This window comes from Mycobacterium sp. ABE4_509, from assembly GCF_056160785.1.
Genome location: NZ_JBSWXU010000219.1, coordinates 1 through 5,965 on the forward strand (window position 1 = coordinate 1; position 5,965 = coordinate 5,965).

Sequence of the window (5,965 nt, forward strand, 5' to 3'; positions counted from 1 at the left end):
GGCCGCTGCCCGTTCCCGGTGCGGCGCCGGGCGCGCGCGCCGACTCCGGTCCTGGCCCGGAGTTCCTCAACGCGCCCGGACAGGCCGTCGGAACCGTCGGTGCCGTCGTCGTGAACGGCCGCCCGGCGACTGCCGGGGTGATCACCGCAGACGGTGCGCGAGCTGAGATCGATGCTGCGGCAGCCCAGCAGCTGGCCGAGGTGCCGGCCGATGAGGAGCCCAGGACGGTGATGCTCGACGGGCTGGGCCGCTACCGGGTGATCGCCCTGCACCCGGGGCACCTCGGGGCGACCGTCGTCACCGGGGTGCCCACCACCGACGTCGACGACACACTGATGTGGGTGGTGGTGATCTTCGCCGTCGTCGCCGGGACCGCGCTCCTGGTGGCCGCCGCCGCGGGCGTCGTCATCGTAAGACGCCAGCTCGCCCCGCTGGCAAGAGTTTCCGCTGCCGCTCAACAGGTCGCCGACCTCGAGTTGGACCGCGGCGAGGTGCGGCTGCCCACACCGATCGTCAAGGTCGACCCGGCCGCCTCGCGCACCGAGGTCGGTCAGCTCGGCGCGGCGCTGAACAGGATGCTGGACCGCATCGCGGGTGCGCTGTCGGCGCGGCACGCCAGCGAGACCCGGGTTCGGCAGTTCGTCGCCGACGCCAGCCACGAGCTGCGCACGCCGCTGGCCGCCATCCGCGGCTACACCGAACTGGCCCAACGCAAGCACGGTGAGCTGCCGCCCGAAGTGGCGCACGCGATGGATCGTGTCGAATCCGAGACCGCCCGGATGACGCGGCTGGTGGAGGATCTGCTGCTGCTCGCGCGCCTGGACAACGGCCGCCCGCTGGAGCGCGAGCCGGTCGATCTGACCCGCCTCGTGGTCGACGCGGTCAGCGACGCCCACGTCGCCGGTCCGCAACACTCGTGGGAGCTCGACCTGCCCGACGAACCGGTGATCGTCACCGGCGATGAGGCCCGCCTGCACCAGGTGCTGGCCAATCTGCTGGCCAATGCCCGCACCCACACCCCGCCGGGAACCACGGTGACCACGTCGCTGCGCGGAGGTGACCCCGACGCGGATTCGGCGACCGTTCTGACCGTCGTCGACGACGGGCCGGGCATCCCGGCAACACTGCTGCCCGAGGTCTTCGAACGCTTCGCCCGCGGCGACACCTCGCGCTCGCGCCGCGACGGCAGCACCGGCCTGGGGCTGGCCATCGTCGATGCGGTGGTGCGCGCGCACGGCGGTTCGATCGTCGCCGAGAGTGTCCCGGGCAGGACGGAATTCGTCGTCACCCTGCCCGGCGACGCACAGCCTGGGCACAGCGGCGACCCATCGCAGGCCTAGCGCGGGCACAGATGATCGTCAGGTGCGGCAACCCATTTCGCCCGGACCGACCCGGCATCACCGCCAAACCGCCTGGAAGCGGCCGACGGCCGAGTCGCGGGTATGGCTGGTGGGGCTGCTCGCCGGGACGGCCGCGCTGTACCTGTGGAACCTCGCCGCCAGCGGGTGGGCGAATGCGTTCTACTCGGCCGCCGCGCAGGCCGGCGCCCGCGACCTCACCGCGATGCTGTTCGGATCCAGCGATCCGGCCAACGCGATCACCGTAGACAAGACGCCCGCGGCACTGTGGGTGATGGACGTCTCGGTGCGGATGTTCGGGCTGAACCCGTGGAGCGTGCTGGTCCCGCAGGCGCTGATGGGGGTGGCCGCCGTCGCGGTGCTCTACGCCGCGGTGCGCCGGGTCGCCGGACCGGGCGCGGGGTTGATCGCCGGTGCGGTGTTGGCTCTGACACCGGTGGCGACACTGATGTTCCGGTTCAACAACCCCGACGCGCTGCTGGTGGTGCTGCTCGTGGTCGCCGCGTACTGCACCCAGCGCGCCTGCGAGGCTCGCGGCGGCCGGTGGTGGCTCGTCGCCGCGGGGGTGGCGGTCGGATTCGGTTTCCTGGCCAAGATGCTGCAGGCGCTGCTCGTCGCGCCCGCGCTGGCGCTGGCCTACCTCGTCGCCGGGCGTACCGCGCTGCGCCGGCGCGCCTGGGACGTCGCCGCTGCCGCGGCGGCCACGGTGCTCGCGGCGGGTTGGTATGTGGCCCTGGTGGAGCTCTGGCCGGCCTCGGCGCGGCCCTACATCGGCGGGTCGCAGCACGACAGCCTTCTGGAACTGGCGCTGGGCTACAACGGGGTGGGCAGACTGACCGGGGACGAGCCGGGCGGGCTGGGCAACCTCAACCACGACGTCGGCTGGGGCCGGCTCTTCGGGATGGGGATGGGTACCGAGATCGCCTGGCTGCTACCGGCGGCGGTGCTCTGCCTGGCCGGAGCGTTCGTCGTCACCCGGCGGGCGCCCAGAACCGACCCGACCCGCGCGGCACTGCTGATCTGGGGCGGCTGGCTGGTGGTCACCGCGGTGGTGTTCAGCTTCATGAACGGGATCGTGCATTCGTACTACACCGTGGCGCTGGCCCCGGCGATCGCGGCCGGGATCGGGATCGGCGCAACGCTGCTGTGGCGGCGCCGCGCCGACGTCCCGGCGGCGTTGACGCTGTCCGGTGCGGTACTCGTCACGACCATGCTGGCGGCCGTGCTGCTGTCGCGGCACGGCGACGGGCTGGGTTGGCTGCGCGCTGCGGTGGCGGTCGGGGGTGTCGCAGCGGCAGCGCTGATTCTGGTCGCCGACCGGCTCCACCCGCGGGCGGCGGGGTTCGTCGCCGGCCTGGCCCTGGTGTCGTGCCTGGCCGCACCGGCGGCGTATTCGGTGGCGACCGCGATGACACCGCACACCGGCGCGGTCCCGACCTCCGGCCCCGCCGGTGGCGGTGGCTTCGGCGGCGGGCTGTTGAACGCTCCGACGCCCAGCCGTGAGCTGGCCGGGTTGCTGGCCGCCGATGCCGAGCAATTCACCTGGGCGGCAGCGGTGGTCGGATCGAACAATGCCGCGGGCTACCAGCTGGCGGCAGGAGTGCCGGTGATGGCGGTCGGTGGCTTCAACGGCACCGATCCGTCGCCCACGCTCGAGCAGTTCCGCCGCTACGTCTCCGACGGGCGGATCCACTACTTCGTCGAGAGCCGGATGATGGGGAGCGCCGACGGCTCCGGTTCGGACGAAGCCGCGGCGATCACCGACTGGGTCGCGCGCCGGTACTCGGCGACGACCAGCGCCGGAACCGTCGTCTACGACCTGACCCAGCCCCGGGTCAGCTCACAGCCACCGCATAGCTGAGGCCCACGGTGAGCTCACCCGCGGCGTCGAGTATCGATGTCATGACAGACATCGATCTGGATCTTGATATCCGTTGTGAACGCGGCGCATTCAGCGCGCGCCCGGATGCCGCCCGGACCGCCCGCAGCGCGGGTGTCCCGGTGCTCGACATCGTCGTACCGGTGTACAACGAACAGGCGGCGCTGGCCGGCTCGATCAACCGGCTGCACCGCTTCCTGCGCACCGGGATCCCGTTCCCCGCGCGGATCACCATCGCCGACAACGCCAGCGTCGACGACACCCCGCAGATCGCGGCTCAGTTGGCCGCCGAGCTGACCGACGTGCGGGTGGTCCGGCTGGAGGAGAAGGGCCGGGGCCGGGCACTGCACCGGGTGTGGTCGCAGTCAGACGCGGCGGTGCTGGTGTACATGGACGTCGACCTGTCCACCGACCTTGCCGCGCTGGCCCCGCTGGTCGCACCGCTGATCTCGGGTCACTCCGACCTGGCGATCGGCACCCGGCTGGGCCGCGGCGCGCGGGTGCAGCGCGGGCCGAAACGGGAGTTCATCTCGCGCTGTTACAACCTCATCCTCAAATCCACCCTGGCCGCCGGGTTCTCTGATGCCCAGTGCGGTTTCAAGGCGATCCGCGCCGATGTCGCCGCGCAACTGCTGCCCCACGTCGAGGACACCGGATGGTTCTTCGACACCGAACTGCTGGTGCTCGCGCAGCGCTGCGGCCTGCGCATCCACGAAGTCCCGGTGGACTGGGTCGACGACCCGGACAGCCGCGTGGACATCGTCAGCACCGCCGCCGCCGACCTGAAGGGGATCGGTCGGCTGCTTCGCGGACTGGCCGGCGGAGCCATCCCGGTCAACGCCATCTCCGCGCAGCTGGGCTCGTCGAGGTCGGCGGCGCCCGGATCGCTGATGCGTCATGCCGTGCGGTTCAGCACGGTCGGGATCGCCTCCACCGCAGCCTATGTGCTGCTGTTCGTGCTACTGCAGGGATGGATGGGTGCCCAGCTGGCCAACGTCACCGCCCTGGCGCTCACCGCGATCGGCAACACGGCGGCCAACCGGCGCTTCACCTTCGGCATCTCGGGGCGGCCCCGGGTGGCCCGCCACCACGCCGAGGGGTTCATCGTCTTCGGCATCGCGCTGGCCATCACCAGCGGTGCGCTGGGACTGTTGCACGCGGTGGTGCCCGCCCCGCACCACTTCACCGAACTCGCCGTGCTGGTGGTGGCCAACCTGGTGGCCACCGCTGTGCGGTTCGTCCTGCTGCGCGGCTGGGTGTTCCATCCGCGCCGGAGCGAGGGAGACCCACGATGACGCTCACACTCGACACCCCCGGTGCGGCAGAGACCACTCCTGCGGCGCGGCGGCCCCTGCTGGACCGGCTGGTGTTCGGCGCCGGCGGGCAGCCGCGCTGGGTGCGCCCGGCGGTGCTCGGGCTGCTGACCGTGACCGCGGTGCTCTACCTCTGGGGGCTCGGCTCCTCGGGATGGGCCAACGACTACTACGCCGCCGCGGCCCAGGCGGGCACCCAGAATCTGACGGCGTGGCTGTTCGGTTCGCTGGACGCCGGCAACGCCATCACGGTGGACAAGCCGCCGGCGGCGCTGTGGGTGATGGCCCTGTCCGGCCGGTTGTTCGGTTTCACGCCGTTCACGATGCTGCTGCCGCAGGCGCTGATGGGGGTGGCCTCGGTCGGGGTGCTCTATGCGGCGGTGCGCCGGGTCAGCGGAGCGGGCGCCGGGCTGATCGCCGGGGCTGCGCTGGCGGTGACACCGGTGGCGGCGTCGATGTTCCGCTACAACAACCCCGACGCGCTGCTGGTGCTGTTGCTGGTGGTGGCGGCCTATCTGATCGTGCGGGCCGTCGCCTCGGAACGCACCCGGTGGATCGTGCTGGCCGGAGTGGTGCTGGGTCTGGCGTTCCTGACCAAGATGCTGCAGGCCTTCCTCGTCGTTCCCGGTCTGGGGTTGGCCTTTCTGGTGGCCGCCCCGGGCGGGCTGTGGCGGCGCCTCGGCAAGCTCGCCGCCGGCGCCGGCGCAATGGTGGTGACAGCCGGCTCGTTCCTGATGCTGGTGAGTCTGTGGCCGGCCGATTCGCGGCCCTACATCGGTGGCTCCACCGACAACAGCCTGTTGCAGCTTGCGCTGGGCTACAACGGGATCCAACGAATGACCGGCGGGGACGGCCCCGGCGGCGGTGGTGGGCCCGGTGGCGGCCCGGGGGGTGGCGCGAACCTGTTCTTCGGCGGCGATCCCGGCATCACCCGGTTGTTCGGTGCGTCGATGGGAGCCGAAGCGTCCTGGCTGCTGCCTGCTGCGTTGATCGGGCTGGTCGCAGGGTTGTGGTTCACCCGGCGCAGCGCGCGTACGGCCGCGGTGCGGGCCAGCCTGCTGCTGTGGGGCGGATGGCTGGTGGTCACCGGAGCCGTCTTCAGCTTCATGGACGGCATCATCCACCCGTACTACACGGTCGCCCTGGCGCCCGCGGTCGCGGCGCTGGTCGGGATCAGCACCGCCGAGCTGTGGCGGGGCAGGCGCTTCCGGGCGCCGCGGGTGACCTTGGCCGCGATGTCGGCGGCCACCGGCGTGTGGGCGTTCGTGTTGTTGGCCCGCACCCCGGACTGGTTCCCGTGGCTGCGCTGGGTCGTGCTGGCGGGCTCGGTGCTGGTCGCGGCGGTGATCGCGGTCGGTGTGCACCGGCTGAGCCGGGCCGGGGTCTTCGCGCTGGCCGCCGCGGCGCTCCTGCTC

Annotated in this window: 4 protein-coding genes; all 4 read left to right on the forward strand. The window is 72.0% G+C overall.

Annotated features, from left to right (window positions below):
• Positions 1 to 1,340: sensor histidine kinase (locus ACXAID_RS26655; RefSeq protein ID WP_475025187.1), on the forward strand; the 1,340-nt coding region annotated here is incomplete at its 5' end.
• A 22-nt stretch (positions 1,341 to 1,362) separates the two neighbouring features.
• Positions 1,363 to 3,219: an ArnT family glycosyltransferase gene (locus tag ACXAID_RS26660; protein WP_475025188.1), complete on the forward strand. Its 1,857-nt coding sequence runs from the start codon at positions 1,363 to 1,365 to the stop codon at positions 3,217 to 3,219.
• Between the two features lie 41 nt (positions 3,220 to 3,260).
• Positions 3,261 to 4,532 (forward strand): bifunctional glycosyltransferase family 2/GtrA family protein, encoded by a 1,272-nt coding sequence (locus ACXAID_RS26665; RefSeq protein WP_475025189.1) that lies wholly within the window; start codon positions 3,261 to 3,263, stop codon positions 4,530 to 4,532.
• On the forward strand, positions 4,529 to 5,965 hold a 1,437-nt coding region (locus tag ACXAID_RS26670), incomplete at its 3' end, for an ArnT family glycosyltransferase (protein ID WP_475025190.1). The genes ACXAID_RS26665 and ACXAID_RS26670, both read left to right, overlap by 4 nt.

What these genes read in the sequence shown, in the direction of transcription:
- ACXAID_RS26665 (WP_475025189.1), top strand. Translation starts at nt 3,261, where the DNA reads ATGACAGACATCGATCTGGATCTTGATATCCGTTGTGAACGCGGCGCA.